Raw genomic sequence first — 24,517 nt, 5'->3', positions numbered from 1 at the left:
GTCAGTCCTCCGGCAGTGGCACCGGGGCGATCTCCTCGAAGGTGTCGCCGGGTCCCGGGTTGGTGGGGTCGGTGGCGCCGCCGAGGTGGTGCATGACGCCCCAGACGGCGTTCAGCGCGGTCTGCACGGCTCCCTCGGCCCAGCCCGCGGTCCAGGAGATGTCGTCCCCCGCGAGGAAGAGGCCGCGCCGGTCGGCGGGCAGCGTGTCCTGCATGAAGTGGGTGAACAGCCGCCGCTGGTAGCGGTAGTGGCCCGGCAGGTTGGCCTTGAAGGCGCCCAGGAAGTAGGGCTCGTCCTCCCACGAGACGGTGAGCGGGTTGCCCGTGATGTGGCCCCGGATGTCGACGCCGGGATAGATCTCGCCGAGCGACTTGAGCATCACCTCCATCCGCTCGTTGGCGTCCAGCGGCAGCCACTTGAGGCTGTCGTCGCACCAGGTGTAGGAGAGGCAGATGACGGCCGGCTTGTCGGGCCCGTTGTCCAGCAGATACGTCCCGCGCGTCATCCGGTCGGTGAGGGTCATGCTCATCGTGTCCCGGCCGGTGTGCGGGTCCTGGTCCAGCCAGAAGGGGCGGTCGACGGGCACGAACAGCTTGGAGGACTCCATGTAGTGGGTGCGCTCGACGGCCGTCCAGTGGTCGATGGGCAGCAGCGCGTCGTCGCAGTCGATCCGGCTCAGCAGCAGCCAGGACTGCGCGGTGAAGACGGCGGCCCGGTAGGTGCGGATGTCGCCGTCCGCGTCGGTGACGGTGACGCGGTTGCCCGCCGTACGGTGCAGCCGGGTGACCGCGGGGCGATGGGTCCCGCCCGGGTGCAGCGACTTGAGGCTGGTGCCCTGTGGCCAGTGGACGAGCTTGCCCGGCTCGCGCTCCCACAGCCGCAGCGGCAGCCGCTGGCTGCCTCCGACGATGCCGCGGTGATCGTCGTCGGCCCCGGTGTAGACGACGCGGAGGATCTCCAGGATGGAGTTGGGGAAGTCGGTGTCCCAGCCGCCGGTGCCGAAGCCGACCTGGCCGAAGATCTCGCGGTGCCGGAAGGAGGCGAAGGCCGGGGAGTCGCACAGGAAGCCGTAGAAGGTCTGGTTGTCCAGCTTCTCCACCAGCCGGGACCAGATCTCGCGGATGCGGGGCACGTCCCGATCGCGTATCGCGCGCTGCATCGCGGAGAAGTCCGCCCCCTCCTCCAGACACGCGTTCCACGCCTCCATCACCTGGTGGTAGACGGGCGGCAGGTCCTCCAGGGTGCGTGCGTAGTGCGACTCGCCCTTGAGGTCGACGACGGTGGAGGGGGTGTCGGGCGCCAGCGGGTTGGGGAAGGGCTTCGTCTCCAGGTCTGCCAGGCCGATGTAGTGCTGGAGCGCGGTCGAGGACGGCGGGAAGCGCATGGCGCCCATCTCGGCCCGCAGGGAGGGGTCGCCGCCCTCGAAGGAGGCGGTGCGCAGCCTGCCGCCGAGCTGGTCGGCCTCGTAAACGACGGGCTTGAGCCCCATCTTCATCAGCTCGTAGGCCGTGACGAGCCCGGACAGGCCCCCGCCGATGACCGCCACCTCGGTGCCGTGCTCGGTCGCGGGTACGGCGCCGAGCCCGGCGGGATGGGCGAGGAAGTCGTCGTAGGCGAAGGGGAAATCGGGGCCGAACATCGTCAGCGGACGCTCCGGGGAGCCGTTCTCCTGCTGCTCGTCGTGTGCGGCGGTGGGCACGGTGGAGGTCATGACGGCGCTGCTCCTGGGGTGCGGGGGCCGGGTCCGGAGCCCAGGCCAGGTCTGGCCCGGACCGGGTCGCCGGAAGGGCGGGATTGCTGAAAGGCGGGATTGCCGCAGGGGCGGGATTGCCGCGGGGCGGGGTTGCCTACGGGGCAAGTCGGGCGGGGCGGTCAGGCAGGGTAGAGCTCGGGGCGGCGGTCCGCCAGATACGGGTTGCGCTCGCGCGAGGCCCGCAGCAGCGCGAGGTCGGCGTCGGTGACCAGCAGCGTCTCCTCGCGGCCCGCGCGCACCGGCACGGTCCCGTCCGGCGCGGCCAGGCCGCTCAGCCCGGCGAAGTCGAACTCCCCTTCGCGCCCGGTGCGGTTGGCGTAGGCGACATACAGCTGGCTCTCCAGGGCCCGTGCGGGCACGAGGGTGTGCGCCACCGCGTCGTACGGGCGCATCAGCGCGGTCGGCACCAGCAGCAGATCCGTCCCGGCGAGGGCATGCGCGCGGACCGCTTCGGGGAACTCCACGTCGTAGCAGATCAGCAGCCCGACGCGCAGGCCGTCCAGCTCGGCCTGTACGGGGAGTTGGTGGCCGGGTGTGTAGTGCTCGGCCTCGTACGCGCCGTACAGGTGCGTCTTGCGGTAGTTCGCCAGAGCCTCGCCTTCGGGGCCGATGAGCTGGACGGCGTTGTGGACGGCGCCCCTCTCGCCGCACTCGGGATAGCCGTACACGAGGGCCAGGCCGTTCTTCTTCGCGATGCGCGACACCTCGGCGGCGCCGGGGCCGTCGGCCGGTTCGGCCCGCTCGGCGACCCGGTCGCCGAGGGCGTAGCCGGTGAGGGACAGCTCGGGGGTGACCAGCAGGCGGGCACCGCGGGCCGCGGCTTCTTCGGCGGCGGTTTCGAGGGTGTCCAGGCCGGCGGCCCGGGTCTGGAGGAGGGCGATACGCACGCCCTCGACGCTACGGGCGGCCTCGGCGCCCGACAACCCACGGATCTTGCGGGTCCACCCGCACTTTGTTGCGTGCCCTCGCGCATTTGCGGCGATCCGTTGTGCGGCTGCCGGGCGGGCCGTGAACAGCCCGTCCGGGGGTCTACAACGGCGGCCCGGCCGTATACCGCCGGACAAGGGGAGAAAGCACCAGCACGGACTTCGTCCGCTCCACAAAGGGCTCGCCCGCGATCCGCTCCAGCACGGTCTCGAAGTGCCGCATATCGGCGGCGAACACCTGAACGAGTGCGTCCGCGTCGCCGGTGACCGTGGAGGCCGAGGCCACTTCGGGGTAGTCGGACAGGGCGCGGTGGATGTCCTCCGGCGAGGTCCGCGACCGGCAGTACATCTCGATGAACCCCTCGGTCTTCCAGCCGAGGGCCGCCGGGTCGACGCGGACGGTGAAGCCGGTGATGGCACCCTGCGCGCGCAGCCTGTCCACCCTGCGCTTGACGGCGGGGGCCGACAGGCCGACCGAGGCGCCGATGTCGGCGTAGGTGCGGCGGGCATCCTCGGCGAGGGCGTGGACGATGCGTTCGTCGAGATCGTTCAGTGGCACGGCAGCAGTAGAACACGACGAGAGGCACAGGTGAGGGCGTGGGCAAGGGGCAGGCGGGAGGCGGCTGGCGGGCGGCGGAGCCGTTCGTGCGGGGCGTCGGCTGGTGGGACGGCGACCGGTGCGTGCGGGCCGATCCCACCGACGGGGCACGGCTTCCCCTGGACACCTGGGCGCGCGGCCATGCCGGTGGGAGTGCGCCTGGAGTTCACGGCGGAGGGCCCGTTCGAGGTGCGGTACCGCACGGGCGCGCTGGGCACGGTGGACCCGCTGCGCGAGGGCACCACCGCCGGCATCGACTGGGCGGTGATCGGCCCCTTCACGGGCACGGCAATCCTCGGCGTCCGGGACGGCAAACGCCTGGCCGCCAAGGTCACCGGCACCCTGCCGCAACGCACCTTCGCCGTCGTGCTGCCGGCCGTGGCCGCCTTCATGCTCATCGACGCCCTCACCTGAACCAGGCCGTCCGGGGCCGGGCGCAACCAGGTTCGGACAGCAACACCGGTTCTCCGGTCCGTTCCTGCTCCCACCCCAGGGGCCTCACCTTTCGGGTCGTACGCGTCGGGCTGGATTCCGAGTTCGGGCGTGCTGTGCTCGCCGACCGGTTGATGTGCCCGGTCAGGTACGGCGAGATGTGCGCCAGGTCCTCCGGGTCCGTCTCCCGGCGCCGTCCAAACCGGCGGCTACCAGGGTACCGGCCTGGTCATCCCGCACCGCCGCGCGGAAGGATCGCCCGACTCCACAACCTCACCCTCGCCGGGTGCCGGAGAACCAGCAGGCCAGCCAGCAGACCGTAGATCATTTACGGGACAGCCCCAAGCCAAGAGCTTTCCTCGGAACGGCCAAGAACGGTTCAGCGCTTGATCATGATTCACTCTCGCTCGCCATGGTTCAGCAAGCCGAACAGAGGGGTGTCGATACGTTCCCTCTGTGCATTTTGACCCAGAACCTCACAGAGCCGTCCGCCCACAGGGGACGACACCCGTCGCCCCGGTCTCCGGCGCGGCGCCCCCCGCCCGGCGCTCCCTCCTCCGCACCGCGCTCACCGGGACCGCGGTCCTCGGCGCCGGCCTCGCCGTCAGCGCTTCCCCCGCAGCCGCCGCGGCTCCCGCCGCCGCTCCGCGCAAGCGGCCCACCACTGCCGAGGAGGCCCTGCGGGAGCTGGCGGCGGGCAACAGGCGCTGGCGTACCCACCACCAACAGCACCCCAACGAGACCCCTGCCGTCCGGCAGACACTGACGACCAGTCAGCACCCCTTCGCCCTCGTACTCGGCTGCGTCGACTCCCGGGTGCCTCCGGAACTCGTCTTCGACCAGGGCCTCGGCGACCTGCTGATCGTACGCAGCGCGGGCCAGGTCCTCGACGAGGCCGTACTCGGCAGCCTCGCGTACGGCGTGCTCACGATGGCCATCCCGCTGCTCATGGTGCTCGGCCACCAGTCCTGCGGGGCCGTGACGGCCGCGGTCCGGGCGGACGAGTCGGGCGAGGAACTTCCCGCCCACATCCAGTACGTGGCCGACCAGATCAGCCCGGCCATCGACCACGGTGCGGAGGGCGATGCGCGTATCGCCGCGACGGTCGACGCCAACGTACGGCTCGTCCGTTCGCAACTCGCGGCGGAGCCTGATCTCGCCGCCAAGGTGGACTCGGGCTCGCTGGGCGTCGTCGGCGCCCGCTACGAGTTGACCACCCAGCGGGTGCACCGCGTCAGCTGAACCACGCGGTCGACAGCCCTCTCGACCACCTCCCCCGCGTTTCGGATCAGCCGTCGGTCAACGCGATGGGGCCGCCCGGGAGCCGCGACGACTCGACCGCCAATCGGAAGAAGCGACTCGATGAAAGCTGTGGCGGCATCATTTGCCGACACTTGAGGCCCGGTCCGAGGCCCCAGGCGGGGAGTCCCCGGATGGGGGCACCGCAGGCGATGACGTACGGCGTCCTGCCAGGAATGGAGCCGGGGCCGGTGTCAGGGGCGTGCGGTGGCGGTACGGCCGCCTGTGACGCGCAGAAGGTCGAGCTTTCCCTCGTCGCTGCTACCGGACGCTGTCGTGCAGGTGACCATGCGCAGGTCCGCGCCCGGAACGATCAGGACATCGCAGTCGAGCAGGATGTCGCCGACCTCCGGATGCCGGATCATCTTGCGGTCGGTGGTGTGCTGAGCGGCGGCTGTCCGCGTGGCCAGCCGCTGGATGCCCGGGGACACATGGGTGCTGACCGTGCCGTCCTGCGGCGACAGGAGCCCGGCGCTTCGGTACAGCTGGTCGCGCTCGGGCCGGGAGAGCTGAAGGGCCCGGGAGAGGGCGCCGACAACCTGGGCCGAGGGATTCTTCGCGCGTGACTGTTCCAGGCGCAGGACGTAGTCGACCGAGAGCCCGGCCAGCTGCGCGAGCTCCTCGCGGCGCAGTCCCGGGCACGACGGCCCGCGGTCACGGTGAGGCCGGCGTCGGCCGGAGAGAGGCGGTCGCGCCAGGCGCGCAGGAGTGCACCGGGTGCGGTCTACGTAGGATCCGGTCGGCGCCTTGGTCGCGGCCCGGTCGTCCGAGGAGTCCTACGACCCTCAGCGCGAAGGCGAGCTCTGGGACACCGCCGAGCGGTTCACCGCGGCGTACGCCGCCTGAACTGCGGAATCTCCGGGCTCAGCCCGAAGTACGACGCGGCCCTGGCGCTCGTCGGCTGAGAACCTGGGGCCCGGTGGATCATCGGGTCTTCCGGGGAACTCATGTGTGTCACCCGCGCCGAGATCCCGCCTGTGGCGCCAAGCTGGGAAGGTGACGACGGCCTGCGGAGAGTGCTTCCGCGGAGACGGCCGCTCCAACTGCGCTCTCTCGGACAAGGAATGGGTGTGGCTGGAACCGCAACTGGAGTACCAAGCGGTGACCGTCTGCGAAATTGGCGTGTACGGGCCAGAAGTGTGCGATCGGCAGTGGCTCGTGCTCACTCCGTGCCGAGCTGTTTCTCCAGCAGTGTGACGCCGTACCTCTTCCCGCCGTCGCCGTTCTTCGCGGGCTGTTCGCCGACCACGACGTATCCCGCGTCCTCGTAGTACCGGCGCAATCGCGCGTTGTCGGCCAGGCAATCCAATCGGCATATCGCCCGGCCGGAAGCGGAGATCCGTCGCTCGGCTTCCGCCAGCATGATGCGTCCGGCACCGGGCGGCGCCGTCTCCCGTTCGGTCATCAGCCGGTGCACGTATCCGGCAGTCGGGGGTTGCTCGCCCCATGCGGCGAGGTCGTCCCACCAAAGCTCCCATGCCCCGGCGATCGGTCCTTCCAGCCCCAGCGTGGCGACCCACACCTCCCCGTCGTCCAGGCGGGCCTGGAAGTGCGACCGTCCCAGCTCGCCCGGCCTCCATTGGTCGATGCCGCGCTCGATCTGCCAGCGTGCGGCGGCGTCTCGAAGGCGAACGAGCTCGGGCAGGTCGTTCTCATCGGCCTGCCGGAAGGACAGGACCGGGCTCCGGGTGGTGTTCGTCATGGGAATGATCTTGCCTCACTCCTGCTGTGGACAACTCGGGAGTGTTCGAGGATTCCGCACGACGTGGTAGAGGCGTGGCTGGAGGCCACAGCCGATCGGCTCAGTGATCAAAGCGACTCACCGATCCGCGACGAAGCCTGGAGCCACTCACGCTGACTCCGTTGCCACGGGGCGGTCACTCGCCGCTCAGAGTTACGGGCCAGCTCTTACTGGGCGGGCACCACTCGGGCCCAGTCGTGCTTGTCGGTCAGCCAGCGGTCGAGCGCCAGCCCGGCCTCGGCCAGCGCCTCTTCGAAGACCGGCTCGATCAGCAGCCGGGAGTAGTAGGTCTGGGTCCACCGCCGGTCCCCGAAGACGTACTCCACCAGCGAGCGCGTCACCCCGTCCTCGACGGGCTCCACCTCCAGCGTGGTGATGGTGGCCCCGTTGGCGCTCCAGGAGTGCCCAGCCGTGACCTCCTCGCGCCGGGTGTCGTGGAGGCGCTGGATGACGACGCAGCCGTCCTCGGCCACGTGCCGTGCGCAGGTGGCGAGCAACGCGGCGCGCAGGGCCGGGTCGGCGGTGTTGACGAGGATGGAGGCGAGGAGCACGACGTCGAAGCGCTCGCCGAGGTCGAGGTCCTCGATCGGGCTGCGTACCGTCGTGGCGTCCTCGATCAGGTCGAGCATGCCGGGAGACTCGTCCACGGCCGTGACGCGGAACCCTTTACGGACCAGCGGGCCGGTCATCCGGCCCGCGCCGGAGCCCAGTTCGAGCAGGGTGCTGCCCCGCGGCTCGGCCACCGCGGAGGCGATGACCGTGGTCTCACCCATCTCGGGGAGGCGTGCGTACACCTCCACGGCGCACCCGTCCGGGGCGATCTCCCCGGGGCCCGTACCGGAGTTCGCCTCACGTGTGTAAGCACTCATGCGCACATCGCAGCACACCGGACACATCAGGGAAAGACCCGCTCGGCGCCCTGCCGCCGCGCCGCTGACGGCTTCGCAGGGGCCGCCAACCGGCGTACGGAAGCCGCCGATCGAGGTGCGGGGGTCACCAACTGGCGTGCAGGGGCTTGCCCTCCGCGTATCCGGCGGCGCTCTGCACCCCGACGACGGCCTTGGCCGTGAACTCCTCCAGCGTGCCGGCGCCCGCGTAGGTGCAGGAGGAGCGGACGCCCGCGATGATCGAGTCGATCAGGTCCTCGACGCCGGGGCGGACCGGGTCCAGGAACATCCGCGAGGTGGAGATGCCCTCCTCGAACAGGCCCTTGCGGGCCCGGTCGTAGGCCGACTCCTCGCTGGTGCGGTTGCGCACGGCACGGGCGGAGGCCATGCCGAAGGACTCCTTGTAGAGCCGCCCGTCGGCGGTCTGCTGGAGGTCGCCGGGCGACTCGTAGGTGCCCGCGAACCAGGAGCCGATCATGACGTTCGACGCTCCGGCCGCCAGCGCCATGGCCACGTCGCGCGGGTGACGCACCCCGCCGTCGGCCCACACGTGCTTGCCGAACTTCCGGGCCTCCTCGGCGCACTCCAGGACGGCGGAGAACTGGGGCCTGCCGACGCCGGTCATCATCCGCGTGGTGCACATGGCGCCGGGGCCGACGCCGACCTTGATGATGTCGGCACCCGCCTCGACGAGGTCGCGCACGCCCTCGGCGGCGACGATGTTGCCCGCCACGACCGGCACGCCGGGGTCGAGGGCGCGTACGGCCCGGAGCGCCTCCAGCATGCCCTCCTGGTGGCCGTGCGCCGTGTCCACGACGAGGGTGTCCACGCCGGCCTCCAACAGCGCCTTGGCGCGCGCGGCCACATCGCCGTTGATGCCGACGGCGGCGGCGACGCGCAGGGCGCCGTCGGCGTCGACGGCCGGGGTGTAGAGCGTGGCCCGCAGGGCGCCCTTGCGGGTGAGGATGCCGGCGAGCTTCCCGTCGGGGCCCACGGCGGGCGCGAACTTGCGGTGGGCCGCGTCCAGCTTGGTGAAGGCGTCACGCGGGTCCATGTCGGCGTCGAGCAGCAACAGTTCGGTCGTCATGACCTCGGACAGCTGGGTGAAGCGGTCCACGCCGGTCAGGTCGGACTCGGTGACGACCCCGACGGGCCGCCCGTCCCGCACCACGACGCCGGCTCGGTGCGCGCGCTTGGGCAGCAGCGACAGCGCGTCGGCGACGGTCTGTGCCGGGGTCAGGGTGATGGGGGTGTCGAGCACATGGTGGCGCTGCTTGACCCAGCCGATGACCTCGGTGACAACCTCGATGGGGATGTCCTGCGGGATCACCACCAGACCGCCTCGGCGGGCGACGGTTTCGGCCATTCGGCGTCCGGCGATGGCGGTCATGTTGGCCACCGCCAGGGGGATGGTGGTGCCGGTGCCGTCCGGCGAGGACAGGTCCACGCCCTGCCGGGAGCCGACCGCTGAGCGGTTCGGCACCATGAAGACGTCGTCGTACGTCAGGTCGTACGGGGGCCGCTGATCATTGAGGAAACGCACGTACTTGAGTGTCCCATGTCCGGACAGACATGCGAGAACGGATGATCCGCCGTATTGCGCGCCCGTACCCTTGTGCGATCACCCGAAGCGGCCACCGCGCAGTACCCGCCACGCCACTCCCGGTGCGAACAGCGCGGCGGCCGGGTCCAGCATTCCGATGACGCGCAGGTATCCGGCGGACAGGACCGGGTCGTGGTGGGCGGCGTCCAGGAGCCGGTCCATGTAGCGGCCGACGAGGCGGCCCGCGAGCGGTCTGCGGCCCGGGATCTGCGGCACGGCCAGGTCGGCGCTGCGCGCCAGCTCCCATGCGGGCTTGACGACCTTCGCGGCCTCGGTGAAATACCGCTTCGGCAGGCCCTCGGTACCCTGGCGCAGGCACTGGTCCAGGACCTCGGCCTCGCGCGCCGCGACGGTCATGCCCTGGCCGTAGACCGGGTTGAAGCTGCACACGCTGTCCCCGATGGCCAGCAGCCCGTCGGGCAGCCGGGTCAGCCGCTCGAAGCGGCGGCGCACGCTGACGGGGAAACGGTAGGCGACGGGCTCGCTCAGCATCCGCGCGCCCCGGACCGTGTCGTACACGTCGGTGGGGTACACCGTCCGCGCGAACGCCCAGAAGCCCTCCTCGTCGGTCGGCGGGTGATCGCCGCCCATGCCCGCCAGGGTGAGCGTCCAGCGGTCGCCCTCCTGGTGGAGCAGCCCCGAGCCGCGCGTCGGGTGGGCGGGGATGTTGCCGGTCAGGACAGTACGGTCGCCTTCGAGCGCGCCGGGAGGCAGCCGCAAGAAACGGGTGGTGTATCCGACGTCGATCTTCGTGCGGTCCTCCGGCGGTGCCCCGTACCCGGCGCGCTCCAGCCAGCCCGCCATGCGCCCGGCCCGCCCGAGCGCGTCCACGACGAGCGCGGCGGACAGTACCTCGGGCTCCGTCCCGGGGCTCTCCGGGTTCTCCGGGCTCTCCGGGCCGGTGCCGGCCGCGCCGTCGGGGGCTCTCTCGTCCCCTCCGGGCCGCTTGTGGACGCGTACGCCCGTCACCCGGCCCGCCTCGATCACCGGGCCGAGCACGTCGTGGCCCTCCAGGAACTTCACCCCGGACAGGGCCCGCACCCTGCGCCGTACGCCCGCCTCCAGCAGGGGCCGGGTGGCCTGGAGGGCGTGGACGCCGGTGCTGCCGCGCGCCAGTGTGGCGCCGCCGATCACATAGCGGGCCTGCTCCAGCACGGCCGAGCGCACGGCGCCCGCGGCGACCAGCTCCGCGCCGAATCCGGGGAAGAGCCGCTCAAGAGCCTCGTCGCCCGTGCCGAGCAGCGCGTGGACGTGGCGGCCCTGCGGCACTCCGCGGCGGGGGGCGGCATCGGCCGGCAGCGGGTCGCGCTCGACGACCGTCACCCGTTCGAAGTGCTGTGCGAGGCTGCCCGCCGCGCACAGCCCGCCCATTCCGGCTCCCAGCACCACCGCATGCGCCATCCGGCACCCCCAGGTCCCTCGGTTTCCTCCAGGGGCCCTGCCCGCCCGAGGCCCTGGATCAACTCTCCGTATCGGCGCGGAAGTTGCGCAAGGGTGCGGATGGTGTTTCGGCCAGTGCGGGATGAACGTCAGCGGCCGGGGAAGCGGCGCTGCGGGCCGGAGCGGAGCCCTCGACCGGTGCGGAACCATCGGCCGAAGAGGAGCCATCAGCCGAAGCAGCGCCGTCGGCCGGGGCCGCACCATCGGCCGGAGCGCTGAGGGCGAGCTCCCGCGCGGCACGGCGGCTCTCCCGCAGCCGCTGGAGCCCGCGTACCGTCGGCTCGGTCCAGCGTGCGGTCAGCGGGCCCAGGATGACCAGGATCATCACATAGGCGGTGGCCAGCGGAGTGATCCTCGGCTCGGCACCGGCGGCGAGCCCGGCGATGACGATGGAGAACTCCCCGCGCGCCACCAGCGCCCCGCCCGCGCGCAGCCTGCCCCTGGTGCCCACTCCCGCGCGCCGTGCCGCGTACCAGCCCGTCCCGATCTTGCTGACGCTCGTGATGACGGCCAGCGCCAGCGCGGGCAGCAGCACCGGCGGGATGTCGGCGGGCACGGTGCTGAGGCCGAAGAAGACGAAGAAGACGGCCGCGAACAGGTCGCGCAGCGGGCTGAGCAGGCTGCGGGCGTTCTCCGCCGTCTCCCCCGACAGCGCGATGCCGACGAGGAACGCGCCCACGGCCGCCGAGACCTGGAGCTTGGCCGCGAGCCCGGCGATGAGCAGGGTGAGGCCCAGCACGACCAGCAACAGCATCTCGGGGGTGTCGGAGCTGACGGCGCGGCTTATCTGCCGGCCGAAGCGCAGGGCCACCACCAGCACGAGGCCGACGGTGCCCACCGCGACGAGCATCGCCACGCTGGTGCCCGCCAGCCCGAGCCCGGCCACCAGAGCGGTGAGCAGCGGCAGGTAGAGGGCCATCGACAGGTCCTCGATGACGAGCACGCCCAGGATCACCGGCGTTTCGCGGTTGCCGAGCCTGCCCAGGTCGGTGAGGACTTTCGCGATGACCCCCGAGGAGGAGATCCAGGTGACACCCGCCAGCGCGACCGCGCCGACCGGGCCCCAGCCCAGCAGCAGTGCCGCCACGGCCCCTGGCACCGCGTTGAGCGTGAAGTCCACCAGACCCGAGGGATATTGGGTCTTGAGGCTGGTGACCAGCTCGGAGGCGCTGTATTCCAGGCCGAGAAGGAGCAGGAGAAGGATCACCCCGATCTCCGCACCGACCTCGATGAACTCCTCGCTGGCCGTCAGCGGGAAGATGCCGCCCTGCCCGAAGGCCAGCCCGCCCAGCAGATAGAGCGGTATCGGGGAGAGCCCTATTCGGCCGGCGAACCGGCCGACGAGCCCCAGGCCCAGAATGACGGCGCCGAGTTCGATCAGCAGGACGGTGGTGTCGTGCACGTGTGGCCCTTCTCGGTTGTCCGGGCCCGCGCCGGCCGAGGGCCGCCCGGCGCGGGTCCGCCGGTCATGTGCCGGCGATGATGCGGGTCAGCTCGTCCACGCCCTCGCGGGTGCCGACGGCTACGAGCGTGTCGCCCGCCTCCAGCCGGAAGTCGGGCGTGGGTGAGGGAACCGCGCCGGTACGGCGCAGCACGGCGACGATGGACGCGCCGGTGCGCGAGCGCGCCCGCGTCTCCCCCAGCGGCTCGCCGCTGTAGGGCGACTGACCCGACAGCGGGATGCGGACGGTGACCAGGTCGATCTCCATCTCGCAGGTGCCCAGCTTGGGGTTCTCGCCGGGGGCGAGGATCTCGGCGAGGGACCCGGCCTCTTCCCGGTCGAGCTGCACCGTCGCCTGACAGGCGTCCGGGTCGTCCTCCTCGTAGAAGCCGAGGAATCTGCGCCCGTCCTGGTGGGCGACCACGGAGATGTGCCGGCCTGCCCTGGTGGTGATGTCGTACTGCTTGCCCAGCCCCGGCAGCTTGGTGCTCTTGGTCGTCATGGCGTGCTGCCTGCCCTCCTCGGACGTGTAAGCGGACCGGCCGTGTGTGGCCGGGACCGGACAGATCGTAGCGTTTTCCGCACAGCTGTCCGCACCCGGCCGACGGCCGCTCCGCGCATCACGCGCGGGGGGCCGGAGCGGCTACGAAGCGGCCGTGCTGTCCGGGTCCGTACGCTCCAACGCCGGACGGGGACCCGGTTCTTCCTCGCTGAGCAGCCAGTCGGCGGCTGCGGTGTCGGTGACCAGGCTGGTGACCAGGCCCGAGCGCAGGACGGCGGCGATGGCGACGCCCTTGCGGTGGCCCCCCGCGATCGCGACGACCTCGGGGACCCGGCGCAGCCGCTCGGCCTCGACGGTGATGCAGCGCTCGCCCAGGTCCCTGCCGATGCGCCGCCCGCGCGCGTCGAACAAGTGGGCAGACATCTCGGCGGCCACGCCCAGCGAGGAGTAGTGGTCGCGCTCCTCGGCGCTGAGCATGTCGTGGACGGTGGAGATACCTGGCTCCCAGGAGCCGATGGACACGGCGGCGACGGTGACCTTGTCGAAGTACTCGAAGGCGCGGGCGATGCCGGTCTGGCTGCGCAGCGCGGCGGCGGTGGAGCTGTCGGGCAGCAGCATGGGCGCGTAGATGGGGTGCGCCTCTCCCCCGGCGACCTCGGCGGCGCGGCGTACGGCCTCCACGGAGCCGCGGTCGGCCGTTCCCGCGTCGTAGACCCCGGTCAGCTGTACGACGGTGCAGGGGGGCAGCTGGCGGAGCGCGGTGGCCATGTGGATGGTGGAGCGGCCCCAGGCGAGGCCCAGCACATCGCCGTCGGTGACCAGCTCGCCGAGCAGGTCGGCGGCCACCTCGCCCAGGTTCTCCGGGTCGGCCGCGTCGTCGACGGCTTCGGTGGGCGACTCGACGACGACCGCGTGCCGCAGCCCGAAGCGGGCCCGCAGCGCGTCGGAGCGGTCGGCATCCAGCTCGGCGGGAACCCGGATCTCGATGCGTACCAGGTCGCGCTCCAGCGCGGTCTCCAGAACGCGGGCGACCTTGAAGCGGCTGACTCCGAACTCATCGGCGATCTGGATCTTGGACTTGCCTTCCAGATAGAAGCGGCGGGCCATCGCCGCAGCCTGCATGAGTTCGGCGGGTCCCATTCGCGTGGCTCGCCCCGACGACACCGCACTCACCTCACTGTCTTGCTGTTTCCGCGCTGTTGGCACGTTCGCGCCGCGCGTTCATCCTTGCAGATCCGCCGCCGTACCGGGCCGTGCTCATCAGCTCCCGGCCCCCGGCCTCAGCCGGCGCGGCCCCCGCCGGCCGCGACCTGGGCCTGCGCGCGCAGCGCCCGTACGGCCGCCGCCGGGTCCTCGGCGCTGTAGACCGCGGATCCCGCCACGAACACATCGGCGCCGGCCTCGGCACAGCGCTCGATGGTGGAGGCGGAGACCCCGCCGTCGACCTGGAGCCACATCTGAAGACCGTGCTTCTCGATGAGCCGCCGCGCCCGGCGGATCTTCGGCAGCATGATGTCGAGGAACGCCTGTCCGCCGAAGCCCGGCTCCACCGTCATGACCAGCAGCATGTCCAACTCGGGCAGCAGGTCCTCGTACGGCTCGACGGGGGTGGCGGGCTTGAGCGCCATGGAGGCCCTGGCGCCCTTGGCCCTGATCTCACGGGCCAGCCGCACGGGAGCCGCGGCGGCCTCCGCGTGGAAGGTGACGGATCCGGCGCCCGCCTCGATGTAGGCGGGGGCCCAGCGGTCGGGCTCCTCGATCATCAAATGGCAGTCCAGCGGGGTGTCCGTCGCCTTGCGCAGCGACTCGACGACGGGAGTGCCCAGGGTGAGGTTGGGTACGAAGTGGTTGTCCATCACGTCGACATGGAGCCAGTCGGCGCCGTCAGTGCCTCCGACGCGCTCCGCCTCCTCGGCGAGGCGCGCGAAGTCGGCGGACAGGATGCTGGGGTTGATCTGAGCCATGACTCCAGTATTCCGTGTGGGCGTTCGGGATGATCACGCGGTACGGCGCAGGAGCGCGAGGTACATCGCGTCGGTACCGTGCAGATGCGGCCAGAGCTGGATGTCGGGCCCCTCGCCGAGCGCGGGGACGTCCGGCAGCAGGGGACGCGCGTCGGTCAGCTCGGCGGCCGTGCCGCCCGGCTCCTTGGCGAGGGCTTTGAGGACGTCGTCGACCACGGCGCGGGTCTCGGCCGGGTGCGGGGAGCAGGTCACATACGCGACGACACCCCCGACGCGGGCCGCCTCCAGCGCCTGGCCCAGCAGCCCGCGCTGGAGCGGAGCGAAGCCCTCCAGATCCTCCGGCCTGCGCCGCCAGCGCGCCTCGGGCCTGCGCCGCAGGGCCCCGAGTCCGGTGCAGGGCACATCGACGAGGACCCGGTCGAAGCTCCCGGGCCGCCACGCCGGCCGGGTGCCGTCGGCGGTGACGACCGTCCAGGGGCCGGGGTTGCCCTCCAGGCTGCGGGCCACCAGCCGGGCGCGGTGCGGCTGCTTCTCGGCCGCCACCAGCGAGGCACCCCGCTCGGCGGCCAGCGCGCCGAGGAGCGCGGCCTTGCCTCCCGGGCCGGCACAGGTGTCGAGCCAGCGGGTGTCGGCCCCCTCGACGGGCGCGTTGGCCAGCGCGAGCGCCACGAGCTGGCTGCCCTCGTCCTGCACCCCCGCCCTGCCCTCGCGTACGGCGTCCAGGGCACCCGGCTCGCCGCCCTCGGCCATCCGTACGGCGTACGGCGACCAGCGGCCGGGCAGCGTCTCGTCGGTCAGCAGCTCCTCGGTGGTGGCGCGGCCGGGGCGGGCCACGAGGGTGACCTCGGGGCGCTCGTTGTCGGCCTCCAGCAGCTCGGTGATGCCCTGACGAGGGCCGCCGAGCGCGTCCCAGAGGGCGGAGACGACCCACCGGGGGTGCGCGTGGCGCAGCGCCAGGTGTTCTTCGGCGTCCTCCTCGTAGGACGGCGTGATCCGGTCCAGCCAGCCGTCGAGGTCGTCGGCCGAGATCTTGCGCAGCACGGCGTTGACGAACTTCGCCCGGCCGTCCCCCAGCACCACCCGGGCCAGCTCGACCGTCGCGCTGACCGCCGCGTGCCCGGGGATGCGGGTGCCGAGCAGCTGGTGGGCGCCGAGCGAGAGCACGTCCAGCACCGGCGGGTCCACCTCGCGCAGGGACCGGTCCACGCACTCGGCGATGACCGCGTCGTAGGTCCCCTGCCGGCGCAGCGTGCCGTAGACCAGTTCGGTGGCGAGCGCCGCGTCCCGCGCGTCGATGCCGCCTTCCTCCGGCGCCTTCTCCCGCGCCTTGCGCAGCATGGGAGGCAGGACGAGGTTGGCGTAGGCGTCCCGCTCGTCCACGGCGCGCAGCGCCTCGAAGGCGAGAATGCGGACGGGGTCCTTGCGGGGGCGCCGGTGGGGCTTGCCGCGGGAGGGCTTCGCGCCCTGGTGGGGACGGGTACTCACGTCTGAAGGTGCTCCGGAGAATAAGGGGGTTGAGCCCCCCACCCTACGTCGCCGCCCGTTCCTCTCTTCCCGCCGCGAGGGCGGGATCCACGGACGACGTGACCGCGGTGCCGAACCCAGGGACGCCAGGGGTGGCGACGATGTCGGGGGGCGATCAGGCACCACCCGGCGTCGATCAGGCGCCGCCCAGCAGCTCGCCCTCCACGATGCGCGAGCCGCGGGCCCAGTCCGCGGCCCGCATGGGCTTCTTGCCCTGCGCCTGTACCCAGTCCAGTTCGACGGGCTGCGAACCGGTCCCGACATGGACGGAGTTCTTGCCGACCCTCAGCTCACCGGGCGCGAGCCCTTCCGTTCCCGGGCCCCCGGAACTCGCGGGGCCCTCGGTGAGGGCGACGGAGCGCACCTTGAGCCGCTCGTCACGGAAGACCGTCCAAGCGCCGGGCGCCGGCGTACAGGCCCGCACCAGCCGGTCGATACGCAACGCCGGCGCCGTCCAGTCGATCCTGGCGTCCTCGACGGTGATCTTGGGCGCGAGGGAGATGCCCTCCTCGGGCTGCGGTACGGCCGTCAGGGTGCCGTCCTCGATGCCGTCCATGGTCGCCGCCAGCAGCCCCGCCCCGGCGAAGGCGAGCCGGGTGAGCAGGTCGCCGCTGGTGTCGGTGCGGCGCACCTCCTCGGTGACCACGCCGTAGACCGGGCCCGAGTCGAGCCCTTCCTCGATGAGGAAGGTGGAGGCGCCGCTCACCTCGTCCCCGGCGAGCAGCGCGTGCTGCACGGGCGCGGCTCCGCGCCACGCGGGCAGCAGCGAGAAGTGCAGGTTGACCCAGCCCCTGACCGGTACGTCGAGCGCGACGCGCGGCAGCAGCGCGCCGTAGGCGACGACGGGGCAGCAGTCGGGGCCGATCTCCCGCAGCCGGGCCAGGAAGTCCTCGTCCTTGGGCCGCTTGGGCTTGAGCACCTCGATCCCCTCCTCCTCGGCGCGCTGCGCGACGGGGCTGGGCACCAGGTGACGGCCGCGCCCGGCACGCGCGTCGGGCCGGGTGATCACGGCGGCGACCTCGTGCCGCTCCGAGGCGATCAGGGTGTCGAGGGCGGGTACGGCGACCTCGGGGGTGCCGGCGAAGACGAGCCTCATCGGTGGCGAACTACCTCTCACACGCGGGCGGGCGACGTGGCGGACAACGGGGACACAGCTGACGGGTTGCTGAAAACCAGGGACGCAGCTGACGGCGAACAGGGACGTAGGCGACGGGAATCGGGAATGGAGGCGGCGGAAAACGGGAACGTAGGCGGCGCGAAACGGGGACGTAGGTGGCGGGAAGCGGACGGAACGGCGGCGGAGCGCCGTTCGTCGAAAGACGGTCCAGTTTACGGTCAGCGCGGCGCTCCCGCCCGAGGGGGCGTGCGGGCGTCCGCGCGCCCTGCTCACACGTTCTCCGCGCCCCCGCAGCGTGACCAGAGCGACCGTTATGGCGTTGGTCAAGTCAGATTGACCGAATCGGGCACCACTCAGCGTGCTCAGTGGCCCCGTTCGTCACAACTTTTCCGCAATAAGCCAGCACCACAGCCCAACAGCCCTTTTCAGCCGGTCCGAGAGGCTTCTTCATGGCCGACCACGCAACCCACGACGCCCAGGCGAGGGCCAGCCTGCACCTTCTGGTACGGGACATCGAGCGGGTCCGCCGGCAGGTGGACGCGCTGCGCACCCTCACGGCGCAGCTCGGCAACGTCTACCGCCCGCGGCGCACCGGCCCGTCCGCGGGCTTCGTCGTCTACGGCCGCGCGCCCGCGCCGACCGTCAGGCTCGCTCAGGAACTACGCGACAGCGTCGAGACGCTGGTCACAGCGGCCGTCGACTTCGACCGCTCGCTCGGCTTCTCCTGGGACGCGGTGGGCTCCGCGCTGGGCGTCACCAAGCAAGCGGTACACCGCAGGTACGGCTCACGGCGCGGCGCCGCGCGCAACTCCCCCGAGAACACCGAGACTTCCGTGGCCCACCCGTCCGAGACGGTCCCGGCACCCACCCGTTCGCTGCCCGGTGTGCCCGGCGTCCCAGGCGTACCGGGCACGGGGGCGCCCCGCCCGGCCGCCGTACCCGCCGCCCGAACGATCCCCCCTCAGCAGCCGCAACCGGCCCCGCAGCACGACCCCCGGTACGATCCGCGTCACGACCCCCGCCACGACCCCCGTGCGGGCGCGCTCCCCTCCCCGCGCAACGGCTGAACGAGCCCCTTCCCCCCTCCCCGCCTTTCCGCGACGGCCGCGCACCCCCGCTCGACGACAGCCGCGGGCCTCCGCGCGACTCCCCGCACGGAGCGGACTGCCCGGCCTCCCGCCAGACGGCCAACCGCCGTCCTCCCGCTGCCCGGTGCCCCGGCACCGGGCAGTTTCCTGTTCGGAATTCCGCGCCGCCTTCCTGCGCCGCCGGGGCACATCGTCTGCCACCGGGGCCCCATCGTCCGCTCAGCCGATGTCCAGCGGGTCGACGCGGATGTGGGCCACCGGACCCTCGCGCCGGGTCAACCGTCCCACCTGGGCGGTCTTCAGCGTGGCGGCGAGCGCGGCTCCGCTGCCGCGCGGCACCCGCACGAGCGCGCGCTCCCACAGCTCCCCGGGCGGCGGATCGCCGGGACCCCGGGGCCGCCCCGGCTCCAGAACGGGGAGCGGGACGGGCCCCAACACCTGGGCGTGCTCGGGCAGTCCCGTCTCCCGCGCCGCCGCGATCAGCGCGGCCACGGCCTCCGGAGGGCCGGTGACCGCCGCCATCCGGGAGACGGGCGGAAAGCCCAGCTCCGCCCGCTCGGCCAGCTCCCGCATCGCGTGCCCCGCGGGGTCCCAGCGGACGAGGGCCTGCACCGGGCGCATCGTCTCGTCCGCGACGACGATCACGCTGCCGCCCTCGCCCTGGGACCGGACCAGGGAGGCCGCGCCCATCCACCGGCGGAGCGCCTCCTCGCCCGCGCGCAGGTCGGGACGGCCGAGCAGCGCCCAGCCGTCCAGCAGCAGCGCGGCGGCGTACCCCTCCCGGCCCTCGGGGACGGGCTCGGCGCCCGGGGTGGCCACGACCAGCGAGGGGCGGCCCGGCACGGACTCCAGCACGTGCTCGCCCCCCGAGGTGCGGACCGGCACCGTGGGGAAGGCCCGGCCCAGCTCCTCCGCCGTACGCCGCGCACCGAACACACTGCCCCGCAGCCGGTTTCCCCCGCACATGGGGCAGTGCCAGGCCGGGGTTTCGCGGGCGCACCATCCGCACCGCAGCGCCATGCCCTCGCCTGCCGCCTCCAGCGGGCCCGCGCAGTGGGTACAGCGCGCGGGCTCCCGGCACCGCTCGCACACCAGCCGGGGCACGTAGCCACGGCGGGGCACCTGTACCAGCACCGGTCCGCGCTCCAGTGCGTCGCGCGCGGTGCGCCAGGCGAGGCTGGGCAGCCGGGCGCTGCGGGCCGCCGGATCCCGCGCCTCGTCGCCCTCCGCCGCGCTGCGGACCCGGGGCATGACGGCGCGCACCGTCTCCCGGTCGGCGGCCAGTGGGAGGGCGAACCCCGACTCCACGAGCTGCGCGGCCTCCACCGTGCAGCCGTGCGCGCCGAGCAGGAACGCGGCCCGCTCGGTGACGGCGCGCTGGAGCAGCACCTCGCGGGCGTGCGGGTGGGGGGCGCGATCCTCGCTGTGGCTGGCGTCGCCGTCCTCCCAGATGGCGGCGAGACCGAGGCGCCGCACCGGCGCGAACATCGCCGCGCGCGTCCCGATGACGGCGCGCACCGCCCCCCGGCTGACCGCCAGCCAGCGGCGGTAGCGCGGCTCGGGGCCCGCCTCGGCGGTGAGCAGGACGTGCCGGCCCTCGCCGACCAGTGCGGTGAGCGCCGCGTCCACCCGCGCCGCGGCCTTGCCGTCGGGCAGCACGGCGAGGGCGCCGCGCCCCGCCGCGAGGGTGGTGGCCATGGCGCGGGCCAGCTCGTCGGCCCAGCTGCCGGGGCCCGGCAGCGCGGTCCACACCGCGCGGGGCGCGCTCTTGTCGGCGAGCGCCTGGAGGAAGGCGGGCCCTTGCGGATAGCGGGCCCAGCCGCCGGGTGCCGGGGCGCTCGGCGCGGGGGGACGCCGCGGCGAGGGCTGCTTCTCGGGCTTGGCCCGGCGCGGGGGGACGGCGAGCTGGACGACGTCGGCGAGCGATCCGGCGTACCGGTCGGCCACCGAGCGGCACAGCTGGAGCAGCTCGGGAGTGAGGACCGGCTCGGGTGAGAGGACCTGGGCGAGGGGGGCGAGCCGTCCGGTGAAGTCGGTGTCGGCGCGGCGCTCGACGATGAAACCGTTGATCAGCCCGCCCCCCTCGCGGCGCCCCTCCCGCTCCCCCGCGCCGAAGCGCACCCGCACCCGCACCCCGGGTTGGGCCTCCTCGTCCATGGCGGCGGGTACCGCGTAGTCGAAATAGCGGTCGAGATGGACCAGACCCTTGTCGACCAGCACTCTCGCCACCGGCAGCCTGGCCGCCATGTCGGCCCCGCGCCAGGTGCGGGGCTTCGCCTTGGGGGCCTTGCGCTCCCGCACGGTCTCCCGGATGAGCGCGAGCTGCTCGGGCGGCTGCCGCACCTCCGCCTGCTCGCCCTGCTCGTCGTCCCTGCTCACAGCCTCAGTCTTAACAGAAGGCACCGACACCACGCGCGGCCGTCACCTCCGCTCGGCCGGGGTGGTCCGCCCGCCCCGGGCCGCCGTACGTCCGCCGCGCCCCGGAATCCGGACGTCCCGTCCGGCGAGGAGTACGGCGAGGGCGAGCAGGCCCGCGGTGCCGCCGGTCCAGGCCACGGTGGAGCCGATGGCGGCGGCGCCGGCCGGGACTCCGCTGCCGGGGTGCGGCGCCATGCCGCGGCCTGACAGGGTCTGGGCAACGGCCAGTCCGAAGGCGCCGCCGATCTGCTTGGTGAGAGCGGCGCCCGCGGTCGCGGTTCCCATGTCGGCGCGGGGCACGCTGTTCTGGGTGGCGATGGTGATACCTCCCATGGCCGGTCCGGTGCCGAGCCCTGCGAGGAGCAGCCACAGGCCGGTGAGCGCGGGCGGCGTCGCCGCGTCCAGGGCGAAGAAGGCAGCGGTGCCTGCCGTGAGCAGCCCGGCCCCGGCCACCAACGGGGGCTTCGTGCGCCCGCTGCGGAGCACGGCGGCGGCCGTGGCTCTGTTGCCCACCGCCATCCCGGCGAGCAGCGGCAGGAGCAGCAGCCCGGAGACGGTGGCCGAATGCCCGCGCACGTACTGGAAGTAGAGCGGCAGGAGGATCCCGACGGGCAGCGCGGCCACCTGGAAGAAGAATCCGGCGGTCAGCAGGGTGCCGTAGGCACGGTGCCGGTACAGGCGCAGGGGCAGCACGGGGAGGGCGGCGCGCCGTTCGACGGGTATCAGCGCGGCGAGCAGCGCCAGCCCCGCCAGCAGGCTCCCGGCGACGGACGGGTCGGTCCAGCCGACCGGGTGCGCGCCGGCAGCGTTCCCCTTGAGGCTGAGCCCGACGAGGGTGAGCGAGAGCCCGCCCGTCAGTAACAGGATCCCGGCCACGTCCAGTTGTCCGGTGGGTGCGCCGGAGGGCCGCCGGTCGGGGAGGGCGGCCCGCAGGACGGCTGCTGCCGTCAGGCCGACGGGCAGGTTGATCCAGAACGCCCAGCGCCAGTCCGCGTGGTCGGTGAGCAGCCCGCCGACGAGGGGCCCGCCGACCATGCCGAGGACCATCATCGTGGCCAGCACCGTCTGCATCCGTAACAGGCCTTCGGTGCGATCCGGCGGGTAGAGGTCGCGGATCAGCGCCATGCCGAGGGTCAGCAGCGCTCCCGCGCCCAGCCCCTGCACCGCACGGGCAGTGATGAGCGCGGGCATGGACGCCGCGGCGCCGCATACGAGCGAGCCGGCCAGGAACAGGCCCAGTCCGCCCAGCAGCAGTCTGCGGCGTCCGTACAGGTCCGAGAAGCGGCCGTAGACCGGGACGCTCACCGAAGAGGTCAGCAGGTAGGCGGTGACCAGCCAGACATACCAGCCGGAGCCGGTGCCGAGCTGCTCGGCCGATGCGGGGCAGCGCCGTGCCCACCACGGTGCCGTCGAGCATCGCGAGGAAGGCGCAGCCGAGCAGCGCGAAGGTCACCAACTTCCGGCGCCGCGGGGTGAGTACGTCGTACGGGTCGACTGCGGCCTCGACCGTCACGAGCTCTGCTCCGGGCCGACTCCCACGCCCGTCCGGCCCGCCTCCGTGCCCGCTCCGGTCGGCGCGCCCGCTCCGGCCAGCGCGCCGTGCAGGAAGAGGTCGACCAGCTCTTCGGTGCTCAGCGGGTCGGGGGCTCCCGCGCGGCCGGCGGTCATCAGCAGGAGCTGGAAGGCGTCGGCGAACCGCTCCGGGGCGAGGCGCAGCGCCGCCTCGTCGGGCTGGAGCAGCGCGGCCAGCGCGGTCCGGGGCCCGGCCAGCCCCGCCTCCCGGTCGGGCAACTTCCCCTCACCGTCCGGCTCGGGCCGCCGCAGCTTCCCCACGGAGGCGAGCGCCCCGGCCACCTCCCCTATCCGGTTCATATGACCCCGCATCACCTCCGCGGCCTCGACCAGTCGGTCCGCGAGCGGCTGTTCCAGGGAGACCGCCTCCAGATGCGTGACGGTGTCGTCGGGCCGCACCGCCTCCTCCATGCAGGCGGCCAGCACGGCGTCCTTGTCGGGGAACACCCGGAAGATCGTCCCCTCCCCTATCCCGGCCGCCCGCGCGATCTTCGCGGTCGTCACCGCGGCGCCGTATTCGACGACGAGGGGGAGGGCGGCCGTCACGATCATCGCCCGCCGCTGATCAGCGTTCATGGCCGGCGCACGCCGGCGTCCAGGAGAGTCGGTCATACGACGAGAATACGGAGTGAGTACTCACTCCGTCAATGGCGTATCCGCCCGAGGCCGTCTCGACGCGGGGCGGCCCTTCCTGTTGCCTGCAAGGGGGGCCTGTTGCCTGCAAGGGGGGCCTGTTGCCTGCGAAGAGGGGCCTGTTGCCTGCAAAGGCAGGCCCGTTGCCTGCGAAGAGGAAACGGGAAACACCCCCACTCGCCTTGTTGGTCCGGGCGGGCTGCCCGACGCTGATTCCCGGTGCCCGGCCGCTGCCCGGAGCGAGAGTGAAGGAGAACGAAGTGCTTGAGCAGCGGCGCCGGTTCGGCCCGGAGCTTCGACGGCTGCGCACCGAAGCGGAGATGAGCCTCACCCGTCTGAGCGCGCGGGTGCACTACAGCAAGAGCCAGCTCAGCAAGGTCGAACGCGGCCTCAAGCCCCCCACCCCGGAACTGGCCCGCCTCTGCGACACGGCCCTGGGCGCCGACGGCACCCTCGCCGCCCTGGTCCCGCCCCCGGTCACCGCACAGCCCCTGGACGACATCCCCGGCACCACCGACGAAGGCGAGGTGTGGCTCATGCGTCTGTCAGCGGACGGACCCAGCTCGTTCCAATCCATAGGCCGCAGACATCTGGTGGCAGCGGGCGCCGCGTCCGTGGTGAGCCTGGGTCTCGGCTCCCCCACGGCGTACGCGGACGGCACCCGGCTCATCGACAGCTCCCGTTCCCTCTTCGACCACCTCCGCCACCTGGGCCAGTCCACCGACCCCGGGCTGCTCCTGCCGACTCTCATCGCCCAGACGCACTCCGTCCGCGACCTCGCACGCGATGCCGGAGCACACACCCGCGGGGAGTTGCTCAAGCTCGCCTCCCGCTACGCGGAATACATCGGGTGGCTCGTACAGGAGACGGGCGACGAACGCGGGGCACTGTGGTGGACCGACCGGGCCGTGGAGCTGGCGGAAGCCGGCGGCGACCGCGACCTGGCCGCCTACGCGTTGGTACGGCGGGCGTTGGTGACGTTCTACCGCGACGACCACGTACGGACCGTGGAACTCGCGCGGCAGGCGCAAGCGGCGCAACCGCCCCCGAGGATCGCCGGGCTGGCCGCACAGCAGGAAGCCCAGGGGCACGCCCTGGCGGGTGACCGCGATGCCTGCACGGCCGCTCTGGACCGGGCCCGCGAACTGCTGGAACGTGCCGCCGACGAGCCGGACGCCCCATTGATCGGCTCGGCTCTGAACGACCCCGTTTCCATGATCACCGGCTGGTGTCTGCACGACCTGGGACAGCCACAGCGCGCGGCCGAACTGCTGGACAGGGAGGTGGAACGGATCCCCGCCCACGCCGTACGGAACCAGGCCCGGTACGGCCTGCGCCGGGCATTGGCACACGCTCAGGCCGGCGAGGTGGACCACGCCTGCGGGCTCACGGAACGCCTGCTCGACAAGGTGAACACGGTCGGATCAGCCACCGTCCGCGCCGATCTGCGACGGCTCCTGCGCACCCTGAGCCGCCACCCGGCGCACCCCCAGGTGCGCGAGTTGCAGCACCGTCTCGCCAACTCGCTCCACACAGTGCCGTCCTGACCCCCTTGATCAGTCATCGCGACAAACAGAGA

General features: G+C 72.7%; 20 protein-coding genes and 1 pseudogene. 4 read left to right on the top strand and 17 right to left on the bottom strand.

The window, feature by feature from the left end:
* Position 1: 1 nt before the first annotated feature.
* The 3 genes from OHB04_RS37075 to OHB04_RS37065 form a co-directional block, all read right to left on the bottom strand.
* A complete protein-coding gene (locus OHB04_RS37075) occupies positions 2-1,711 on the bottom strand; it encodes a flavin monoamine oxidase family protein (protein ID WP_326692019.1) in 1,710 nt (569 codons plus the stop codon).
* Positions 1,712-1,872: 161 nt separating this feature from the next.
* Complete coding sequence (locus tag OHB04_RS37070; RefSeq protein ID WP_326809164.1) at positions 1,873-2,640, bottom strand: carbon-nitrogen hydrolase family protein; 768 nt, start codon at positions 2,638-2,640, stop codon at positions 1,873-1,875.
* A gap of 142 nt (positions 2,641-2,782) precedes the next feature.
* Positions 2,783-3,238 carry an Lrp/AsnC family transcriptional regulator gene (locus OHB04_RS37065; RefSeq protein ID WP_326692017.1) on the bottom strand — a complete coding sequence of 152 codons (456 nt, stop codon included), beginning with the start codon at positions 3,236-3,238 and terminating at the stop codon, positions 2,783-2,785.
* A 180-nt stretch (positions 3,239-3,418) separates the two neighbouring features.
* Here OHB04_RS37065 and OHB04_RS37060 point away from each other — a divergent pair, with 180 nt between their 5' ends.
* Both OHB04_RS37060 and OHB04_RS37055 read left to right on the top strand, forming a co-directional pair.
* Positions 3,419-3,691 carry a hypothetical protein gene (locus tag OHB04_RS37060; protein WP_326809163.1) on the top strand — a complete coding sequence of 91 codons (273 nt, stop codon included), beginning with the start codon at positions 3,419-3,421 and terminating at the stop codon, positions 3,689-3,691.
* A gap of 474 nt (positions 3,692-4,165) precedes the next feature.
* Positions 4,166-4,951, top strand: a complete 786-nt coding sequence (locus OHB04_RS37055) for a carbonic anhydrase (RefSeq protein WP_326692015.1) — start codon at positions 4,166-4,168, stop codon at positions 4,949-4,951.
* Positions 4,952-5,202: 251 nt separating this feature from the next.
* Here OHB04_RS37055 and OHB04_RS37050 read toward each other — a convergent pair.
* The 11 genes and pseudogenes from OHB04_RS37050 to fmt form a co-directional block, all read right to left on the bottom strand.
* Positions 5,203-5,714 (bottom strand): annotated as a pseudogene (locus tag OHB04_RS37050) (MmyB family transcriptional regulator).
* A gap of 456 nt (positions 5,715-6,170) precedes the next feature.
* Positions 6,171-6,710, bottom strand: a complete 540-nt coding sequence (locus tag OHB04_RS37045) for a GNAT family N-acetyltransferase (protein WP_326809162.1) — start codon at positions 6,708-6,710, stop codon at positions 6,171-6,173.
* Positions 6,711-6,916: 206 nt separating this feature from the next.
* Positions 6,917-7,618 (bottom strand): class I SAM-dependent methyltransferase, encoded by a 702-nt coding sequence (locus OHB04_RS37040; protein WP_326692013.1) that lies wholly within the window; start codon positions 7,616-7,618, stop codon positions 6,917-6,919.
* A 124-nt stretch (positions 7,619-7,742) separates the two neighbouring features.
* The gene (locus tag OHB04_RS37035; RefSeq protein WP_326692012.1) at positions 7,743-9,179 is read right to left on the bottom strand and encodes a GuaB1 family IMP dehydrogenase-related protein; all 1,437 of its coding nucleotides are present in this window, start codon (positions 9,177-9,179) and stop codon (positions 7,743-7,745) included.
* Between the two features lie 78 nt (positions 9,180-9,257).
* Positions 9,258-10,640, bottom strand: coding sequence for an NAD(P)/FAD-dependent oxidoreductase (locus tag OHB04_RS37030; RefSeq protein WP_326692011.1), 1,383 nt, complete (start codon positions 10,638-10,640; stop codon positions 9,258-9,260).
* A gap of 58 nt (positions 10,641-10,698) precedes the next feature.
* Positions 10,699-12,081 carry a cation:proton antiporter gene (locus tag OHB04_RS37025; RefSeq protein ID WP_326692010.1) on the bottom strand — a complete coding sequence of 461 codons (1,383 nt, stop codon included), beginning with the start codon at positions 12,079-12,081 and terminating at the stop codon, positions 10,699-10,701.
* A gap of 64 nt (positions 12,082-12,145) precedes the next feature.
* Entirely contained in the window at positions 12,146-12,622 is a 477-nt protein-coding gene (locus tag OHB04_RS37020; RefSeq protein ID WP_326692009.1) for a cation:proton antiporter regulatory subunit, read from the bottom strand.
* 141 nt (positions 12,623-12,763) lie between these two features.
* Positions 12,764-13,762, bottom strand: a complete 999-nt coding sequence (locus OHB04_RS37015) for a sugar-binding transcriptional regulator (RefSeq protein ID WP_326809161.1) — start codon at positions 13,760-13,762, stop codon at positions 12,764-12,766.
* A 140-nt stretch (positions 13,763-13,902) separates the two neighbouring features.
* Positions 13,903-14,586, bottom strand: coding sequence for a ribulose-phosphate 3-epimerase (gene rpe / locus OHB04_RS37010; protein WP_326692007.1), 684 nt, complete (start codon positions 14,584-14,586; stop codon positions 13,903-13,905).
* Between the two features lie 33 nt (positions 14,587-14,619).
* Positions 14,620-16,071: an RsmB/NOP family class I SAM-dependent RNA methyltransferase gene (locus OHB04_RS37005; protein WP_326809160.1), complete on the bottom strand. Its 1,452-nt coding sequence runs from the start codon at positions 16,069-16,071 to the stop codon at positions 14,620-14,622.
* A gap of 175 nt (positions 16,072-16,246) precedes the next feature.
* A complete protein-coding gene (gene fmt / locus OHB04_RS37000) occupies positions 16,247-17,206 on the bottom strand; it encodes a methionyl-tRNA formyltransferase (protein WP_326692005.1) in 960 nt (319 codons plus the stop codon).
* 470 nt (positions 17,207-17,676) lie between these two features.
* Here fmt and OHB04_RS36995 point away from each other — a divergent pair, with 470 nt between their 5' ends.
* Entirely contained in the window at positions 17,677-18,294 is a 618-nt protein-coding gene (locus OHB04_RS36995) for a hypothetical protein (protein ID WP_326692004.1), read from the top strand.
* Positions 18,295-18,534: 240 nt separating this feature from the next.
* Here the strand turns inward: OHB04_RS36995 and OHB04_RS36990 are convergent, their stop codons facing one another.
* The 3 genes from OHB04_RS36990 to OHB04_RS36980 all read right to left on the bottom strand — a co-directional run bounded on the left by OHB04_RS36990 (position 18,535) and on the right by OHB04_RS36980 (position 22,917).
* Positions 18,535-20,694, bottom strand: coding sequence for a primosomal protein N' (locus OHB04_RS36990; protein WP_326809159.1), 2,160 nt, complete (start codon positions 20,692-20,694; stop codon positions 18,535-18,537).
* Positions 20,695-20,736: 42 nt separating this feature from the next.
* A complete protein-coding gene (locus OHB04_RS36985) occupies positions 20,737-22,050 on the bottom strand; it encodes an MFS transporter (RefSeq protein ID WP_326809586.1) in 1,314 nt (437 codons plus the stop codon).
* Between the two features lie 192 nt (positions 22,051-22,242).
* Complete coding sequence (locus tag OHB04_RS36980) at positions 22,243-22,917, bottom strand: TetR/AcrR family transcriptional regulator (protein WP_326692002.1); 675 nt, start codon at positions 22,915-22,917, stop codon at positions 22,243-22,245.
* A gap of 281 nt (positions 22,918-23,198) precedes the next feature.
* Between OHB04_RS36980 and OHB04_RS36975 the strand changes: the two genes are divergently transcribed.
* Positions 23,199-24,485 (top strand): helix-turn-helix transcriptional regulator, encoded by a 1,287-nt coding sequence (locus OHB04_RS36975; protein WP_326692001.1) that lies wholly within the window; start codon positions 23,199-23,201, stop codon positions 24,483-24,485.
* Positions 24,486-24,517 lie beyond the last annotated feature (32 nt).

This window comes from Streptomyces sp. NBC_01775 (assembly GCF_035917675.1).
Lineage (GTDB): Bacteria > Actinomycetota > Actinomycetes > Streptomycetales > Streptomycetaceae > Streptomyces.
Note: the sequence above shows the minus strand (reverse complement) of the source record. Positions and strands in the feature narration are given on the sequence as shown.

Bases quoted from the DNA above. Each gene is read 5' to 3' on its own strand.
- OHB04_RS37075 (WP_326692019.1), bottom strand. From the start codon at position 1,711: ATGACCTCCACCGTGCCCACCGCCGCACACGACGAGCAGCAGGAGAAC.
- OHB04_RS37060 (WP_326809163.1), top strand. From the start codon at position 3,419: ATGCCGGTGGGAGTGCGCCTGGAGTTCACGGCGGAGGGCCCGTTCGAG.
- OHB04_RS37045 (WP_326809162.1), bottom strand. From the start codon at position 6,710: ATGACGAACACCACCCGGAGCCCGGTCCTGTCCTTCCGGCAGGCCGAT.
- OHB04_RS37040 (WP_326692013.1), bottom strand. From the start codon at position 7,618: ATGAGTGCTTACACACGTGAGGCGAACTCCGGTACGGGCCCCGGGGAG.
- OHB04_RS37030 (WP_326692011.1), bottom strand. From the start codon at position 10,640: ATGGCGCATGCGGTGGTGCTGGGAGCCGGAATGGGCGGGCTGTGCGCG.
- OHB04_RS37020 (WP_326692009.1), bottom strand. From the start codon at position 12,622: ATGACGACCAAGAGCACCAAGCTGCCGGGGCTGGGCAAGCAGTACGAC.
- OHB04_RS37015 (WP_326809161.1), bottom strand. From the start codon at position 13,762: ATGGGACCCGCCGAACTCATGCAGGCTGCGGCGATGGCCCGCCGCTTC.
- rpe (WP_326692007.1), bottom strand. From the start codon at position 14,586: ATGGCTCAGATCAACCCCAGCATCCTGTCCGCCGACTTCGCGCGCCTC.
- fmt (WP_326692005.1), bottom strand. From the start codon at position 17,206: ATGAGGCTCGTCTTCGCCGGCACCCCCGAGGTCGCCGTACCCGCCCTC.
- OHB04_RS36995 (WP_326692004.1), top strand. From the start codon at position 17,677: ATGGCCGACCACGCAACCCACGACGCCCAGGCGAGGGCCAGCCTGCAC.
- OHB04_RS36980 (WP_326692002.1), bottom strand. From the start codon at position 22,917: ATGACCGACTCTCCTGGACGCCGGCGTGCGCCGGCCATGAACGCTGAT.